Consider the following 16,262-nt stretch of genomic DNA (forward strand, 5'->3'; position numbering starts at 1 on the left):
CCTCCCACGGCCCGCCACGACCGATCGCCTTGGGTGGCGGGGCGTCCTGACTGACGCCCGACGGGGACCCGACTAGCGTCGGCCGCGGGCGGCGAGAGAGGTCGAGCATGGGCAGGACGGCGGTGATGGGTGCCGGGTCGTGGGGGACCGCGTACGCCCTGATGTGCCACGACGCGGGCGAGGACGTGGTCGTGTGGGCCCGCCGCCCCGAGGTCGCCGAGGAGATCAACGTCGAGCGGACCAACCGGGCGTACCTCCCGGACGCCGAGCTGCCGCCGTTGCGGGCGACCGCCGACCCGGAGGAGGCCCTGGACCGAGCCGACGTCGTCGTCCTGGCGGTCCCGTCCATCGGGATCTCCGACCAGCTCGCCGCCTGGGGCCACGCCGTGCCGGACCGGGCGTCGCTGGCCAGCCTGATCAAGGGCGTCGACGTCGAGACCCGGCGGTTCGGCTCCGAGGTCATCGCCGACGGGATCGGGGGTGACCCCGACCGGATCGTCGTGGTGTCGGGTCCGAACCTGGCCAAGGAGTGTGCCCAGCGGCTCCCGGCCGCCACCGTCGCGGCCAGCCCGTCCATCGACCATGCCCGCCGCGTCCAGCAGGCGGCGCACGCCCCCTACTTCCGGGTCTACACCAACCCGGACCGGATCGGCGTCGAGGTGGGTGGCGCGGTCAAGAACGTCGTGGCACTGGCTGCCGGGATCGCCCACGGCATGGGCTTCGGCGACAACACGATGGCCACGGTCATCACCCGTGGCCTGGCCGAGATGCAGCGGCTCGGCGTCGCCCTGGGTGGCGAGGCACTGACCTTCGGCGGCCTGGCCGGGGTCGGGGACCTGGTCGCCACGTGCACGTCACCGAAGTCGCGCAACCGCACGGTCGGGACCCGGCTGGGCACGGGTGAGTCGCTCGACGACGTGATCGCCTCGATGAACATGGTCGCGGAGGGCGTGAAGTCGTCGAGGGCGATCGTGGCCCTGGCCCGCGAGCAGGAGGTCGAGATGCCGATCGCCGAGGCGGTCGTGGCGATCCTGCACGAGGGGTTGGACGCGCGCGACGCGATCAAGGCCCTCCTCGCGCGTTCCGCCAAGCCCGAGATCTACGGCCTGGACTAGGTCGAGGCCTGGACGAGATCGAGGCCTGGACGAGGTCGAGGCCTGGACGAGGTCGAGGCCTGGACGAGGTCGAGGTCTGGTCTACTCGGCGCGGTCCTCGGCCCGGGCGACCAGCCGGCGGACGTTGGCGATGTCGCCGCAGTCGTCGTCGAGCTCCTCCTGGCGGACCCGCGTGAACGCCTCGCCGAGCCGCACCAGCACCTCGTCGTCGATCTCCTCGCGTGCCGGGTTGAGGATCGTGCGCTCCTCCTCGTCGAGGTGGTGGCTGAGCGCCTCGCTGAGCTCGTGCACTGCCTCGCTGAACTGGTCGGAGTCGACATCGTCGACCTCCATCAGGTCGAGCAGTGCCACGTGGCCCTCGTCGTGCTCCTCGGCGCCGTGCTCGGCCTCGTCCTCGTCGATGGCGTCGCGCGTGCGCAGGGTCGGATACACCTCGGCCTCCTCGGCCTCGGCGTGGGCCACCAGCACGGCCGCCAGCTCGGCAAGGACGCCCGCGCGGTCCGGGGTCTCGGTGCTGCGCAGGTTGCGCAGCAGCGACTCGAAGCGGCGGTGGTCGTCGAGGATCAGGTCGATGACGTCACGGTCGGGCACGGTGCTCTCCGGGGTCGGGGATGTCGGGGATCGGGATCGGGTTTCGGGCGGGTCGGACGCGACGGTCGGCGACCGGGTCGTGGGGGAGGGGACCTGTCAGGCGCCGGGATCGATGCCCAGCGCCGAGACGATGCGGCCACTCTGCTCCATCACGCCGTCGGTGAACTCGACGCGGTCGTCGCCCAGGTCGGTGAGCTGGTCGAAGTGGTCGGCGACCTCCTCGACGGTGGGGGTGTGGTCGAAGGTCAGCGGAGTGCCCTCGACGATCGCGACCCGGGCGATGTAGCCCCCGCCCACGGAGTAGATCCGCCCGGTCGTCGTGTTGGCCTCGCTGGTCAGCCACGCGACCAGCGGCGAGACCTCGTCGGGCTGGAGCTTGTCCAGCAGTGCGGCTGGCCAGATGTCCTCGGTCATGCGGGAGGCGGCGACCGGCGCGATGGCGTTGGCGAGGATCCCGTACTTGGCCCCCTCGATGGCCAGGGTGCGGGTCAGGCCCACCAGCCCGAGCTTGGCCGCGGCGTAGTTGGACTGCCCGAAGTTGCCGTACAGCCCGGAGCCCGACGACGTCATGACGACCCGGCCGTAGGACTGCTCACGGAAGTGGGGCCAGGCGGCCCGGGTGACGTGGAACGCCCCGGAGAGGTGGACCTTGAGGACGGCGTCGAGCTGGGCCTCCTCGAGCTTGGCGAACGACACGTCGCGCAGGATCCCGGCGTTGTTGACGACCACGTCGATCCGTCCCCAGGTGTCCAGGGCGGTCTGGACGATCGCCTGTCCGCCCTCCCAGGTGTGCACGCCGTCGGTGTTGGCGACCGCCTCGCCGCCGGCGTCGGTGATCTCGGCAACGACCGCGTCGGCCATCTCCGAGCCGCTGCCGGTCCCGTCGCGGGCCCCGCCGAGGTCGTTGACCACCACCCGGGCGCCGAGCCGGGCCAACTCGTGGGCGTGGGCACGCCCGAGGCCGCCACCGGCGCCGGTCACGACCGCCACGCGCCCGTCGAAGTCGACTGTTGACATGCGGAGGACTCCTGCTCGACGACCCGTCCGACGGCGTCGAGGGTAGGCCGGACCGGACGTCGAGCGTCCGGGCCGGTGGACCGGGGGCCACCACCGTGGGCGCTACCGTCCGCCCCGGCGTCCCCCGACAGACGACGAGGAGTGCGAGGATGGCCGACGAGCGCGTGCTGGTCCTCTACGGCGGCCAGTCCAGCGAGCACCCGGTGTCGTGCCTGTCCGCCCGGTCCGTGCTGGAGGTGGTGGACCGGGAGCGCTACGAGGTGGTCCCGGTCGGGATCACCCGGGGCGGTCGCTGGCTGCTGACCGACGGGGTCATCGAGGCACGTCCGGGCTCGCCGCTGCCGGAGGTGGACGAGGATGCGGGTGACCCGGTGACCCTGGTGCGTGGTGTCGACGGCACCCACCTCGTGCGCCTGGTCGGCGACCGCGCCGAGGACCTGGGCGCCATCGACGTCGCGTTCCCGGTCCTCCACGGACCGTTCGGCGAGGACGGCACCATCCAGGGCTACCTCACGACGGTCGGGCTGCCCTACGTCGGCGCCGACGTGACCGCGTCGTCGGTGGGGATCGACAAGCGGGCGATGAAGCTGGCCTTCAAGGCACGCGGGCTGCCCCAGGTGCCCTACCTGCCCGTGACGTGGGGACGCTGGCAGCGAGACGGTGCGGCGTTGCTGGACGAGGTCGAGGCCGCGCTGTCGTACCCGATGTTCACCAAGCCGGCGCGCCAGGGCTCGTCGATCGGGATCACCCTGGCCCGGCATCGCGAGGCGCTGGCGGCCGGGCTGGACGAGGCCTTCACCCACGACCGGGTGGTGATCGTCGAGCAGGGACTGGACCGGCCCCGCGAGGTCGAGGTGGGCGTGCTCGGCAATGACGAGATCGAGGTGACCGCACCCGGCGAGATCGTGCCGTCGGACGAGTTCTACACCTTCGAGGCGAAGTACATCGACGACTCGCAACTGCACGTGCCCGCCGACCTGCCGCCCGACGTCGTCGCCAACGTGCAGCGCTTCGCGACGCAGGCGTGGCTGGCGATCGGGTGTCGTGGCATGGCTCGCGTGGACTTCTTCCTCGACCGGGACGGCACGCTGTACCTCAACGAGATCAACACGATCCCCGGCTTCACGCCGTCGTCGATGCTGCCCATGCTGTGGCAGGCCGAGGGGCTGTCCTACCCCGAGTTGGTCGACCGGCTCCTGGAGTTGGCCCTGGAGGCCGCCGCCGACGACCTGGGATGATCGGGCGGGCTGATCGGGCCGAGAGCGGTCTGGTAGGATGACGGGCCGCAGCGCGCGGTGACGCCCGCTGGCCACGATCCACGCGCCCGATGCCCCACGTCCCACACGGCGCACCCTCGCGAACGTGCGTCGACGACGCGCGTCCCCGGGTCACCTCGAGGCCACCGTCCCCGCCCACCCGACTTCACCCCAGACCATCTCGCGTGCCCCGGCCATGCCGACGGCACGTCCATCCGGAGAGGAGCCGCCCATGGCCTCCACCTGTGACATCTGCAACAAGGGCCCCTGGTTCGGCAAGCAGGTCAGCCACTCGCACCGCCGGTCCAGCCGTCGGTGGAACCCCAACATCCAGAAGCTGCGGGTCATGCACGAGGGCCGCGCCCAGCGCCTGAACGTGTGCACCTCGTGCCTGAAGGCCGGCAAGGTCCAGCGCCCGCCCGTCACCAGCTGACCCGACGGCACCCGCCCGGCCCCATGACGGGCGTCCGAGGCCCGGTGCCTGCAGGAGATCGAACGACCGCCACCCAGTGGGTGGCGGTCGTCGTCGTGTGAGGCTGTACGCGGCCATCGACCACGTGCCCCGGCCCGGCACCCCATCGGGGCGTCACGTCGTCGTTCGCCTGGGCCGGTACCGCAGGGCGACCGCGCCCGACCGGAACTCGTGGCGATCCACGAGCTCGAGCTGGATGCGCTCGCGCAGACCGGCGAGCAGCGTCGGCCCGTGTCCGGCAAGGACCGGCTGCACGACGAACTCGTACTCGTCGATCAGGCCCATGTCAGCCAATGCCCGGGGGAGCGTCACGCCACCGACGAACAGGCCCTCGCCGGGCTCCTCCTTGAGCCGCCGGACGGCGTCGCCCAAGTCGGTTCGCACCAACTCGGCGTTCCAATCGACCGTGGCCAGGGTGCTCGACACGACGTACTTCTTCGCAGCGTCGATGGTTTCGGCGAAGGGGATCTCCCACTCGTCCATCCAGTCAGGCCACCCGCCCGTGGTCGGGTGCCGCCACGCCGATTCCATCATCTGGTAGGTCACGCGGCCGAACAGCAGGGCGTCGGCTCGTTGCATCGCGTCTGTCCAGTGGCGCATCGAGTCCTGGTCGGGTGGCAGCCCTGCCTCGTGATGGCAGCAGCCATCGAGGGTGACGTTGATCGAGTATCGAAGCGGCTTCATCTCGTTGCTCTCCATTGGTGCGCGTGGTGCGTCCACGGTCTGTCAGACGACTGACGGCCTCGGTCCTCACCGTCATGTGCGGATCCACGCGCGCCGCCGGGTGGCCGGACTGCGGAACAGCCGGTGATCAGGTGAACTGCTCGGCGAGTGCGGTGAGGCGGTCGACGTACGCCGGGAAGTCGTAGTCGTCGGGGAGGTTGTCGCCGGGTGACCACCATCCAGCGGCCCCGTCGATTCTCTCGCGCAGGATGTCGGCCTGGCCGGCGTGACGAGCGACGTCGGCGTGGACGTGGGTGAGGACGTGGCCCAGGGTCACCTCTGGCGCATCGGGGCCCCACCACGGCACCCGGCCGGTGGCATCGAGGTCGAGTTCGGCGATGGTCCGGTCGGCGAAGGTGATCACCCGCCGATACAGCGCGACGATGTCGTCGGCGGTCTCGGTGGCAGTGGCGTACCAGTCGGCCTGAGGATCCGTCTCGAAGTCTTCGGGCTCCTGCAGTCCGGAAGGGTCGTCGATCATGCGACCGAATGTCGGCCCGAAGTAGCCGAACTCGACGTTCGCACAGTGCTTGACGATGCCCAGCAGATTGGTGCCGGTCGGAGTGCGAGGCAGGCGCAGGTCGCGTTCCGACAGGCCGTCGACCTTGGCGAACAGGGACTCCCGTTCATGGTCGAGGTACTCGTGCATGCGGTCCTTGAGGTCCATGCCCACGTCCTGCCGCTCGCCCGGAGAGCCATCAGACTCCCGCAACGGTAGGCGCCTGGTGTTCTGGCGGTCATCTCCGTTCGGGAAGGATCTGGCGACCCACGGGGCGAGCCACCGCTCCATCCACGTGCCGGCACGCCCGGAATCCTCTCGCGCCTGGCATGGCCAACGACCGGGCGATCGGGGCTGACGTGAGCTGGGACGTCTCTGTGCAGGACATCCCCCGCGACGCGAGCCGCGAAGTCGCCAAGAAGTCGATTGTCGCTTTGACCCCTGCTGGTGGGCGCGCAGTCGACAATCGATCGAGCAGTTCCGCGTGAAACAAGTCGATTGTCGACTGGGCACCTGCCCACGCCACCAAAGGCGACAATCGATCGGGATCCGCCGATCTTGCCACTCCCTCGGCGCTCTCCGCGGATACGCCATCCATCGGGGAAATGCCCGATCCTGACGCTCCGTCGGGAGGACGCGAAGCTGGGGAAGCCGTCCGATCTTGATGCTGCGTCGCTGGCCAGGGCCGGCGCGGATTGTCCGGGAGCGGGGATGGTTCGTGGTCCACCGGTGATCTGCGTGCGTGGGTGCGTAGGATCCGGGTGGGGTGGCGATCGCCGGAGCGGACCGGAGGTGCAGCAGTGGTGAGCCCGGAAGATCACGTTGCCGAGCACCGCGCTGCGGGCAGGATGGTGGACGCGAACGGGGTGCGGACGTTCGTTCGTGAGGAGGGCGGCGGCGAGCCGGTGCTGTGCCTGCACGGCGTGCCCACCAGCAGCTTCCTGTACCGCAAGGTGCTCCCCGACCTGGCTGATCGCGGGTTGCGTGGCATCTCCTACGACCTGCCCGGGCTCGGACTGACAGCCCGGGATTCCGGGGTCGGGCCGACCTGGAGCGATCTCGGGCGCCATGCGGTCGACGTGGTACACGCGCTGGGTCTGGAGCGGTTCCACCTCGTTGTCCACGATGTGGGCGGGCCCGTCGGAATGGAGGTGGCGGCACACCTGCCTGACCGGGTGGCCTCCCTGACCGTGTTGAACACCATGGTGGCGGTGAGCACGTTCGTCAAGCCGTGGACCATGCGTCCCTTCGAGGCGCCCGGCCTGGGCTGGCTGTGGCTCAAGGGGATGGTCGACCCGGCGTTCGTCAGGTCGATGTACGACGTGGGCATCGCGGATCGGTCGGCGACCTCGCGAGCCGAGGTGCTGGCCCACCGTCGGCTGCTACTGCACGAGGACGGTGGCCGCGCCTTCCTGGGGATCATGCGCAACTTCGAGACCACACCGGCGAAGGAGGCGCTGTACCGCGACGTTGTGGGGTCGGACCGCTACCCGGTCCAGGCGGTGTGGGGAGAACTCGACCCGGCCCTGCGCGTCGACGAGCATGCACGACCCGTCGTGGAGATCGTGGGCGAGGCGAACTTCCACCGCGTGCCGGGCAAGCACTTCCTCCAGGAGGACTGCCACGAAGCCGTCGCGGACCATGTCGCGTCGATCGCGTCGCGCACCGCCTGAAGGCAGCACGACGTCCAGCGTTGCGAGGACCGAGGGCGACGGGCGAGTCCCGGGCCCGGGTTGCTCATGTCGAGGCCAGTCGGTTATCTTCTGGGAAGTTGACTCAATTTCTGGTGAGGTAAATGTCGGACGCACGGGATCGGGCGGCTTGGCACCAGGCCCTGGGGGACGTCCACCGCTTGGCGATCGTGGACTTGCTGGAACTGTCGGATGCCACGCCGGGAGAACTGGGCGAGCACACCGGGCTGGCGTCCAACCTGCTGGCCTTCCACCTGGATGTGCTGGAGGCGGCGGGGCTGGTGGTGCGCCATCGCTCACAGGGGGACGGACGCCGGCGCTACGTGACGCTCGGGCCCACCGCGACCCGGTCCGTGTTCGACCCGGACGGCGACCGCACGGCGGTGCCCGCGGACCGGGTGGTGTTCGTGTGCACCCACAACTCCGCGCGGTCGCAGTTGGCGTCGGCGATGTGGACGGCCCGCACGGGCCGCACGGCATGGTCGGCCGGCTCGCAGCCCGCCGAGCACGTGAACCCGGATGCCGTCGCGATCGCCGCGGCCCACGGCCTGGACCTGTCCGTGGCACGGCCACACGCCTACGGGCAGGTCGAGGTGGATCCCGACCTGGTGGTGTCGGTGTGTGACCGTGTCCGCGAGGACGGCCTGCCGTTCGACGCCCCGCTGTTGCACTGGTCGGTCCCCGAGCCCGAGACGGCCGCCGACTTCCCTGCGACCTGGTCCGACCTCGACCGGCGGCTGGACCGGTTGGCCGACCGGGCGGCCGTGGCATGACCACGGCGGCGGCCCTGCCACGACGCGATCCGGCCCGGCGGCTGGTGGCCGAGGGCCTCGGCACGGCGGTGTTGCTCCTGGCGGTGGTCGGGTCCGGCATCGCCACGAGCGACACGGCGGCCCCGTCCACCCAGCTGTTCCAGCACGCCGCAGTCGTCGGGATGACCCTGGTCGTGCTGATCTGGGTGCTCGCCCCCGTGTCCGGCGCCCACCTCAACCCTGCGGTCACCCTGGCCGCGGTCGTGTCCCGTCGCCTCGCCCCAGGACTGGCCGCCGCCTACGTCGTGGTGCAGCTGGCAGGGGCGATCGCCGGGACGGTGCTCGCCGACCTGCTGTTCGCCCGCCCGGCGCTGGCGTGGGGCACGATCGACCGGTCGGGTCCGGAACTGTGGGCCTCCGAACTGGTCGCCACCGCTGGCCTCGTCGGCGTGATCTTCGCGCTGCTGGCCACCGACCAGACCGCACGCGTCGGTGCCGCGGTCGGGGCCTGGGTCGCCGCGGCGATCTACTTCACCTCGTCGATGAGCTTCGCGAACCCGGCCGTGACCATCGCCCGCATGCTCACCGACTCGTGGACCGGGATCGTGCCCGCCCACGTCCCCGCATTCGTGGCCGCCCAAATGCTCGGCGCCGTGGTCGCGGTCGCTGCCGTCACCTGGCTGTTCCGGCCCGTGCCCGACCGGGCCGGGACCTCACCCACGCCGCGACCCGTGGCCGCGGCCGATCCCACCAGGAGCACGTCCCATGACCACCAGCCTGGACCTCGCCCAGCGCAACCAGCTCAGGACCACCGCCCAGGTCCTCAACCGCGAGTTCAAGGGGGTCTTCGCGACCGAGGTGATCGAACGGTTCCTCCATGAATCGCTCGACCAGCTCCTCCGCGGTGCCAACTACACCAACTTCGTCCCCGTCCTGGCCGAACGCTTCGCCCGCGAACGCCTCCGCGCGCTGGGCAAGATCCAAGGAGACATCGTGACCGACACCCCGACCGTGATCTTCCTGTGCGTGCACAACGCCGGCCGCTCCCAGATGGCCATGGGCTGGATGCAGCACCTCGCCGGCGACCGCATCGAGGTCATGTCCGGCGGGTCCGACCCCGGCAGCCAGGTCAACCCGTCCGCGGTCGCCGCCATGGACGAGGTCGGCATCGACATCTCGTCGGGCTACCCCAAGCCATGGACCGACGAGACCATCGGCGCCGCCGACGTCATCGTCACGATGGGCTGCGGGGACGCCTGCCCCGTGCTGCCCGGCAAGCGCTACCTCGACTGGGAGCTCGAGGACCCCGCCGGCAAGGGCGTCGCCGAGGTCCGGCCGGTCCGTGACGACATCGAACGACGCGTCCGCGGGCTGATGCGCGAACTCGGCGTCGAGCCCCCGGCCTGAACGCCGGCACGGCCCCGGATGTCCGCCGACGTGTTGGCACGCCAGCGTGTCGACCTGACGGCTCGGGTGCACACCCTCGTACGACGTTCCGGGCGTGCCACCCGGGACGGACCCCTCAGCGAGGTGACGCGGTGATCACGCCTGCGTAGGGGCCGAGGTACGGCAGTGGGTCGTCGCTGAGGCCGTCGACCCACAGCTGGGAGATCTGGCCGTCGAGGTACAGGGCGTCGTCCACGCCCAGTTCGTCGCGGAACAGGGTCGCGAAGTCCCAGAGGTTGACCGGCCGGAAGGTGGCGACCAGGTAGACGGTGCGGCCGTCGGGGCTGACGCCGACGCCCGACCGGATGGCGACGTTCTCGCTGCCCTCCCGGAACTCGGGATGCACTTCACCGTCGAGCAGCAGGGCCGGCCCGGACTGGGTGGCGTGGACCACACCGGTCGGGTCGTAGACGGTCGAGTCGACCACCGCGGCCGTGCCGTCGTCGTGGACCGCGAAGACCGCGTTGGGCTTGAGGTGGAAGTTGCCCCCACCATCGGCGAGGTTCAACTCGCGCAACTCCTGCCCGTCGGCGACGAGCAGCCCGCCGGGGGTCAGGTCGGTGGAGAAGATCCCCGCGTTGGTGAGGACGGTGACCTCGGGGTGGGCGTCGAGGTAGGCGCCCAGGTCGGTTCCCTCGGGGTCCTGTGGCCAGTCGACGCGGACATCCCACCGGTCCAGGGGCAGCACGACCGCGTCCGCTGGTCCGATCCCACGCACGTCGACCTCCGTGCGTGCATCCGTCGACCTCGGCGTGGGGACTGGCTCGGTCGCCACGGTCGTCGAAGGCCCGACGTCGGGCAACGCTGCGGCCGACGGCGAGGGCTGGGCGGCCGACGTCGTGCCGTTAGGCGCTGGCGGGGGAGTGGGGCCGGACCCGGGCGAGGAACAGGCGACCGCCGCGGTCACCAGGACCACGGCGGCACGACCAGCGAAACGGAACACGGGCGCACGGTACGCCATCGCCCGTTCCGGCCCCTGCGGGGTTGGGTCGCCGGCGGTCAGACCGCCGAGTCGGCCGGCTCGGGCTCGGCCTGCTCGGGATCGGGCGTGGGCGCGGTGTCGTCGGCGCGCGGGCGGGGTGCGTCGAGGAACTCGACCCGGTCGGCGACCACGACCACCTTCTCCCGGTTCGCGCCGGTCTCGCGATCGGTCCAGGTCTGCTGCTCGAGCCGGCCGGACACGGCCACCCGGCGGCCGGTCGTGAGGTGCTCGGCGGCGACCTCGGCCGTGCGCGACCAGGCGGTGACGGTCAGGAAGTCGGTCCCGTCGCCGAGCCGGTCCACGGCAAGGCGCAGGTCGGTCACGGGCGTGCCGGTCGGGGTGTGGCGCAGCTGGGGTGTCGCGGTCAGCCGGCCGACGAGCGTGGTGGTGTTCATGGGTGGGTCCTGTCGATGACTCCAGTCGATGTCCGGGACCCTACGGACACCTTCGCCCGGGCCGAGGCGCCACCTGCCGACCTGTGGACGACCGCGTCGCTACCGCCGTCGCAGCAGCCGGCGGGTGCCGCGCCCGAGGCTGCGCGCCCCACTGACCGGGACCTTCAGGATCGTGCCCAGGACCGGGACGTCGAGGGTGTCGGACAGCCGGGCGCGTCGGGCGGTCGCGTCGCGTTCGGCCTGGCCGCCGATCCAGCCCCGCAACCGGAACCAGGTGCCCATCACCGCGATGATCAACGCGAACGACCCCATCATGATCGCGAATCCCCAGCGGTCGTCGGCTCCCGGCAGGTTGAAGAAGTTCGTCCCCCAGATCCCGGCCAGGACCGAGATCGGCAGGAGCATGGCCGAGACCAGGGTCAGCACGCGCAGCATGTCGTTGAGCTCGTCGTCCTGGGCCGCGCGGTAGGTGTCCAGCGCGCTGTCGAGCAGCTGGCTGTAGGACTCCGACAGGGCGCTCATGCGGTACAGGTGGTCGTAGATGTCCCGGAATCGCGGGAGGTCGCCGTCCCGGATGGCGACATTGTCCACCAGCGGTTCGATCTCGCGGACGGTCCGGCGCAGGACCTCGGCCTGCGGGACGACCACCCGGCGCAGCTGGATGACGTCGCGCTGGAGTCGGTACAGGTCGTCGCGGGTCGCCTCGGTGGGCGTGGTCAGCAGGTCCGCGTCGACGACGTCCAGCCGACGCTCGAAGTGGTCGACGAACGGCACCATGACGTCGGTGATCGAGTCCAGCAGGTGGTGGACCAGCAGGATCGGCCGGGGGATGAACGCACCCGCGCGCCGCTCGAGGTGGGTCGCCAGGGCGTCCAGGGCCGGCATCCTCCATCGGTGCCAGGTGACCAGCAGCCGCGGCGCCAGCAGCACGTCGAGCTCGCCCGTCACGACGCTGGACGCGCCCCGCACGTCCGCACCGCCGTCCGGGTCGGGTTCCGGCGCGACAGTGTCGTCCTCGCGCAGCCGCAGCGCGTGCACCACCAGCAGCAGCTGGTCGTCGATCAGCTCCACCTTCGGGAGGTGGCGGTCGTCGCGCATGTCCTCGGCGAACAGGGGGGCGACCCCGAGCCGGGACAACAGCGTGTCCTGGAGTGGGTCGGGATCGGCCTCGTCGAGCACGTCGACCCAGTACCACGGGACAGCCCGTCCCGCCGCCTGGGGGATGTCGTCCTCCAGCGCGGCGACGACCTCGTCGAGGGTGGCCGTGGTGCAGGCGTCCTCGGTGACGTGGCGGATCGTGATCATCGGACTCCCGACGTCCGCGGGTGCATGTGCCCGGCCGAGGCTATTGGTCCCGGGCCGATCCGCCGGGGACCGCTCCCGGACCGCCCCGGACGGACCACCCGCCCAACCGGGCTGCCACCCGTCGCGCCCCGCCCCTAGGCTGCGGACGTGCGGCGTCGTTGCGCGCAGTCGATCTCCCGGGAGGTGAACCGATGACCCCGACCGCACCCGAGACCGGTCGACAGGTCACCCTGGCGACCCTGGTCGACGTCATGGGGACGATCGAGTCCGCGCTGTCCATGGCGCGCGAGGAGGTCGATGCGCTCAACGTCTTCCCCGTGCCCGACGGCGACACCGGCACCAACCTGCTGATGACCGTGCGGTCCGCGCTGGCCGAGGTGTCCGACGACGCCGACGCGGCCACCCGCGCGCACCAGCTCGGCCACGGGGCGGTGCGCGGTGCGCGGGGCAACTCCGGGGTCATCTTCTCCCAGGTCGTGCGTGCCCTGCTCGAGCACGTCACCGACGAGCCGTTCACGACCCGGGACCTCGCCGCCTTCCTGTCCTCCGCACGGGACCTGTCCTACGACGCCGTCGCCGAACCGGTCGCGGGCACGATCCTGACCGCGATGGACGAGGCGGTGGCCGCGGCCGAGCGGTCCATGGAGGACCACCTCGACCTGCCCCTGGCGCTGGAACAGGTCACCGACGCCGTCGCGCTGGCGGTCGCCCGGACCCGGGACGTCCTGGACGCCAATCGCCATGCCGGCGTGGTCGACGCCGGCGCGCGCGGGTTCGAGGTGGCGATGGTCGCCCTGCGGGCGCACCTGCAGGGCGACGAGGTCCCCAGCCACCCGCCACCGGTGCGTCGCAGCCAGGAGACCGGCGACATCCGCCGCGAGTCCGGCTCGCTGGCCTACCAGTACGAGGTGCAGTACCTCCTCGAGGCCCCCGACGACCGGGCCGAGACGCTCCGGCGAGAACTGACCGACCTCGGCGACTCGGTCGTGGTCGTGGCCTGCGGCGGGCTGCTCAACGTCCACGTCCACACCAACGAGGTGGACGCCGCCGTGGCCGTGGGTGCGGCCCTGGGGACCACCACCCGGGTCGAGGTGCACGCCTTCGCCGACCAGATCGACCGCCCCACCGTCGAGGCGACGTCGCAGCACCGCGCGGTCGGCCACGTCGTCGTCCTGCCCAGCGCCGCGCTCGGCGACCTGGTCACGGTCCCCGGCGTGCGGGTCGTGGTGGCGTCACCCGGTCGCCTGCCCAGCGTCGCCGACCTGCTCGCGGCCGCGGGCGAGGTCGACGCCGACGACGTCGTGGTGCTGCCCGGACATCGCAACGTGGTGCCGACGGCCGTGCAGGCCGCTCGCGTGTCGCAGGCCGAGGAGGGACCGGACCTGCACGTCGTGGCCGAGGCCGACACCGCGCCGGCGGTGCTCGCGGCGCTGGCCGTGGCCGACGAGGAACTGCTGGACGTCGAACTGCTCGCCACCGCGGCGGCCGACGTGGTGGCCGGCGAGATCGTCGGTGCCGTGCGCGACGCCACCACCCCGGTGGGAGGGGTCCGCCGTGGCGACCACCTGGTCGTCGTGGGCGGCCGCGTCGTCGCCGCGTCCGACGACGCCGACGCGATGCGCGAGCGACTTCTGGACGCATTGCTGGCCGACGGGGCCGAGCTCGTCACGGTGCTGGCGGGCCACGACACGACCGTGGCCGACCGGGCAGCCTTCACCGAGGCGGTCCGTCGCCGGGTGCCCGACGCCGAGGTCGAGGTCCTGGCCGCGGACCTGCCGACGTCGCGCTGGCTCGTGGGCGCCGAGGGCGTCCCGGTGCATCGCTGACCGTGGCCGACGACGCCGTGCTGTCGCTCGACGACGCCGTGACCGTGCTCGAGGGGGTGGGACCGAAGACCGCCGAGCAGTTCGCGGACGGTCTCGCGATCCACACCGTCGGGGACCTGCTCCACCACTACCCCCGGCGCCACGACGACCTCGGCGAGCTGATGGACCTGTCCGCGGTCACCGTGGGCGAGCCCGCCACCCTGGTCGGGACCGTCCTGGACTGGACCACCCGGACCGTGCCGCGCCGGGGACGGCGCGGACGCCTCACGATCTCGGAGGCCGTGGTCGCCACCGACCCCGGACCGACCTTCCTGGTGACGTTCTTCAACCAGGGATGGCGACCGAACACGCTGCCCCGTGGCTCGATCGCCGCCTTCTCGGGCAAGGTCGAGCGGTTCCGCTCGATGCTCAAGATCTCGACGCCCGAGGTCGTCGACCTCGGGCGTGCCCGGGACGTCGACGCGGGCGAGGCGGTGGCCGCGTTGGACCACCAGGTGCTGCTGCCGGTGTACCCGGCGACCGAGGACCTGCCCACCTGGAAGCTGGCCCGGTGGGTCGAGCAGGCGCTGGAGTCCGTCCCGCCGTACGCCGACTGGCTGGACGAGGACACGCTGGACCGGTTCGACCTGGTCACGCTCGACCAGGCGATGCGCTGGATCCACGTCCCACCCGACAAGCCCAGCTTCTCGGCGGCACGGCGGCGGCTGGTGTTCGACGAGCTCTACGCCCTCCAGCTCGGCCTGCAGTGGCGGCGCGCGCACCTGCGCGCCCGGTTGGCGGGCGTGGACAACCATCCTCGCCCCGACGGCCAGGCGGTCGCCTTCTGGGACTCGCTGCCGTTCACCCCGACCGAGGCCCAGACCGACGCGGTCGCCGAGATCGGGACGGACCTGGGTGCCGAGGCACCGATGCACCGGCTGCTGCAGGGCGATGTCGGGTCGGGCAAGACCCTCGTGGCCGTGCACGCGATGCTGACCGCCGTCGACAACGGTCGCCAGGCCGCACTGATGGTCCCGACCGAGGTGCTCGCCGACCAGCACTTCCTGACCCTGCTGGAGCTGCTCGAGCCGTTGGGCGTCAACATGTTCGACGGGGTCCGGGTCGAGTTGCTGACCTCGTCGACCACGACGACGGAGCGACGCCGCATCCTGTCGGGGCTGCTCACCGGCGAGGTCGACCTGCTGGTCGGCACGCACGCCCTGCTGACCGAGGAGGTGCGCTTCGCCGACCTCGGACTGGTGGTCGTCGACGAGCAGCACCGGTTCGGGGTCAACCAGCGGGTCGGGCTCAAGGACAAGCGTGACGCGCCGTCGGCCGACGGCCGCGCCACCATCCCGGACGTGCTGGTCATGACCGCGACCCCCATCCCGCGCTCCCTCGCGCTGACCCTCTACGGCGACCTCGACGTCACCGTCCTCGACGAGCTCCCGTCCGGTCGCAAGCCCATCGTCACCCAGCTGATCACCCCCGACCAGGTCGGACGCCGCCAGAAGCTGATGGCCTTCGTGCGTGAACAGGCGAGCGAGGGTCTGCAGACCTACGTCGTGTGCCCGCTGGTCGAGGAGTCCGACGCGCTCGAGGGCGTGAAGTCGGCGGTCGCCGAGCACCGTCGGCTGTCGCGGGACGTCTTCCCGGACCTGGAGGTGGCCCTGGTGCACGGCCAGCTCTCGGCCGCCGACAAGGAAGCCGCGATGACGAGCTTCCGGACCGGCGCTGCGAGCGTGCTGGTCGCCACGACCGTGATCGAGGTCGGGGTGGACGTCCCGACCGCGACGATCATGGTGGTCGAGAACGCGGACCGGTTCGGCATCTCGCAGCTGCACCAGTTGCGGGGGAGGGTCGGACGTGGCGCCGACATGTCCTACTGCGTGCTGTTCGCCGACCCGGTGAACGACGACACGCGCGAGCGCCTGGAGGCGGTGGCCGCGACCGTCGACGGGTTCGAACTGGCCGACGTGGACCTGCGGATCCGCGGACAGGGCCAGCTGTTCGGAGCGCGCCAGTCGGGCATGCCCGATCTCAAGCTGGCCAGCCTGCACCGCGACCTGTCGGTGGTCGCCGCCACGCGGAACCTGGCGCGTTCGGTGATCGACGCCGACCCGGACTTCACCGACCACCCGCTGCTGCGCGCGGAGGTCCTGCGCCGCTACGAGGGCGGCCTGGAGGACTTCGCCGCCTTGCAGACCGGGTGA

At 71.5% G+C, this 16,262-nt stretch carries 16 protein-coding genes; 9 read left to right on the forward strand and 7 right to left on the reverse strand.

What is annotated here, in order from left to right:
- Positions 1 to 107: 107 nt before the first annotated feature.
- A complete protein-coding gene (locus tag KR546_RS07685; protein ID WP_238444119.1) occupies positions 108 to 1,115 on the forward strand; it encodes an NAD(P)H-dependent glycerol-3-phosphate dehydrogenase in 1,008 nt (335 codons plus the stop codon).
- Positions 1,116 to 1,196: 81 nt separating this feature from the next.
- On the opposite strand, the gene KR546_RS07690 is transcribed toward KR546_RS07685, so the two are convergent.
- Positions 1,197 to 1,706, reverse strand: a complete 510-nt coding sequence (locus KR546_RS07690; protein ID WP_238444120.1) for a hemerythrin domain-containing protein — start codon at positions 1,704 to 1,706, stop codon at positions 1,197 to 1,199.
- A 96-nt stretch (positions 1,707 to 1,802) separates the two neighbouring features.
- On the reverse strand, positions 1,803 to 2,723 hold the full coding sequence (locus KR546_RS07695) for an SDR family oxidoreductase (RefSeq protein ID WP_238444121.1): 921 nt from the start codon (positions 2,721 to 2,723) through the stop codon (positions 1,803 to 1,805).
- 149 nt (positions 2,724 to 2,872) lie between these two features.
- On the opposite strand from KR546_RS07695, the gene KR546_RS07700 reads away from it, so the two are divergent.
- Together KR546_RS07700 and rpmB are read left to right on the forward strand one after the other, a co-directional pair.
- On the forward strand, positions 2,873 to 3,961 hold the full coding sequence (locus KR546_RS07700; protein ID WP_238444122.1) for a D-alanine--D-alanine ligase family protein: 1,089 nt from the start codon (positions 2,873 to 2,875) through the stop codon (positions 3,959 to 3,961).
- Positions 3,962 to 4,211: 250 nt separating this feature from the next.
- Complete coding sequence (gene rpmB, locus KR546_RS07705) at positions 4,212 to 4,412, forward strand: 50S ribosomal protein L28 (protein WP_238444123.1); 201 nt, start codon at positions 4,212 to 4,214, stop codon at positions 4,410 to 4,412.
- A gap of 153 nt (positions 4,413 to 4,565) precedes the next feature.
- Here the strand turns inward: rpmB and KR546_RS07710 are convergent, their stop codons facing one another.
- Entirely contained in the window at positions 4,566 to 5,135 is a 570-nt protein-coding gene (locus tag KR546_RS07710) for a dihydrofolate reductase family protein (protein ID WP_238444124.1), read from the reverse strand.
- A gap of 127 nt (positions 5,136 to 5,262) precedes the next feature.
- Positions 5,263 to 5,841: a DinB family protein gene (locus KR546_RS07715; protein ID WP_238444125.1), complete on the reverse strand. Its 579-nt coding sequence runs from the start codon at positions 5,839 to 5,841 to the stop codon at positions 5,263 to 5,265.
- Between the two features lie 635 nt (positions 5,842 to 6,476).
- On the opposite strand from KR546_RS07715, the gene KR546_RS07720 reads away from it, so the two are divergent.
- The 4 genes from KR546_RS07720 (at position 6,477) to KR546_RS07735 (ending at position 9,523) form a co-directional block, all read left to right on the forward strand.
- On the forward strand, positions 6,477 to 7,346 hold the full coding sequence (locus KR546_RS07720) for an alpha/beta fold hydrolase (protein WP_238444126.1): 870 nt from the start codon (positions 6,477 to 6,479) through the stop codon (positions 7,344 to 7,346).
- Positions 7,347 to 7,525: 179 nt separating this feature from the next.
- Entirely contained in the window at positions 7,526 to 8,137 is a 612-nt protein-coding gene (locus KR546_RS07725; protein WP_274387760.1) for an arsenate reductase/protein-tyrosine-phosphatase family protein, read from the forward strand.
- Positions 8,134 to 8,997, forward strand: coding sequence for an aquaporin (locus KR546_RS07730; RefSeq protein ID WP_238444127.1), 864 nt, complete (start codon positions 8,134 to 8,136; stop codon positions 8,995 to 8,997). Before KR546_RS07725 ends, KR546_RS07730 begins: the two co-directional genes overlap by 4 nt.
- Entirely contained in the window at positions 8,882 to 9,523 is a 642-nt protein-coding gene (locus tag KR546_RS07735; RefSeq protein WP_238444128.1) for an arsenate reductase ArsC, read from the forward strand. The genes KR546_RS07730 and KR546_RS07735 overlap by 116 nt, the downstream gene beginning before the upstream one ends.
- Positions 9,524 to 9,638: 115 nt before the next feature.
- On the opposite strand, the gene KR546_RS07740 is transcribed toward KR546_RS07735, so the two are convergent.
- The 3 genes from KR546_RS07740 to KR546_RS07750 all read right to left on the reverse strand — a co-directional run bounded on the left by KR546_RS07740 (position 9,639) and on the right by KR546_RS07750 (position 12,244).
- Positions 9,639 to 10,280: a phosphodiester glycosidase family protein gene (locus KR546_RS07740; RefSeq protein ID WP_238444129.1), complete on the reverse strand. Its 642-nt coding sequence runs from the start codon at positions 10,278 to 10,280 to the stop codon at positions 9,639 to 9,641.
- 281 nt (positions 10,281 to 10,561) lie between these two features.
- Positions 10,562 to 10,939, reverse strand: a complete 378-nt coding sequence (locus KR546_RS07745) for a single-stranded DNA-binding protein (RefSeq protein ID WP_238444130.1) — start codon at positions 10,937 to 10,939, stop codon at positions 10,562 to 10,564.
- 99 nt (positions 10,940 to 11,038) lie between these two features.
- Entirely contained in the window at positions 11,039 to 12,244 is a 1,206-nt protein-coding gene (locus tag KR546_RS07750; RefSeq protein WP_238444131.1) for a magnesium transporter CorA family protein, read from the reverse strand.
- 191 nt (positions 12,245 to 12,435) lie between these two features.
- On the opposite strand from KR546_RS07750, the gene KR546_RS07755 reads away from it, so the two are divergent.
- A complete protein-coding gene (locus KR546_RS07755; protein WP_238444132.1) occupies positions 12,436 to 14,070 on the forward strand; it encodes a DAK2 domain-containing protein in 1,635 nt (544 codons plus the stop codon).
- A 2-nt stretch (positions 14,071 to 14,072) separates the two neighbouring features.
- Positions 14,073 to 16,262, forward strand: a complete 2,190-nt coding sequence (gene recG / locus KR546_RS07760) for an ATP-dependent DNA helicase RecG (protein ID WP_238444133.1) — start codon at positions 14,073 to 14,075, stop codon at positions 16,260 to 16,262.

The sequence above is a fragment of the Salsipaludibacter albus genome (genome assembly GCF_019798055.1).
In the GTDB taxonomy this organism is placed as follows: domain Bacteria; phylum Actinomycetota; class Nitriliruptoria; order Nitriliruptorales; family Nitriliruptoraceae; genus Salsipaludibacter; species Salsipaludibacter albus.